The organism is Leifsonia sp. SIMBA_070 (genome assembly GCF_046534635.1).
Lineage (GTDB): Bacteria > Actinomycetota > Actinomycetes > Actinomycetales > Microbacteriaceae > Leifsonia.
Genome location: NZ_JAWRYK010000124.1, coordinates 1 through 310 on the forward strand (window position 1 = coordinate 1; position 310 = coordinate 310).

Genomic DNA, 310 nt, shown 5'->3' on the forward strand with positions numbered 1-310 from the left:
CGCCGCAGATATTCTTCTATGGCGCGTTTGCGCTGGTCGGCGAGACGATGAACGCCCGCCGTGTGTTCGGGCCGTACATGTGGGCTCCAGCGACCAACAACATCGTTTCGATCGCGGGTTTTCTGATCATCGGCGCGATTTTCCGCGGCGATCTCACCGAGTCGTCAGCCTGGTCACCGGGCATGGCGGCGACACTCGGCATCACGGCGACGCTCAGCGTCGCCCTGCAAGCCGTGACGTTGGCGTTCTTCTGGCGCAAGACCGGGCTGCGGATCCGCCCGGATTTCCGGTGGCGCGGCGCCGGGCTCGG

General features: G+C 65.8%; 1 protein-coding gene. It reads left to right on the forward strand.

Annotated features, from left to right (window positions below; translation table 11 throughout):
- Positions 1–310 (forward strand): lipid II flippase MurJ (locus SB754_RS19690; RefSeq protein WP_410784080.1); only part of this gene is annotated, 310 nt, incomplete at both ends.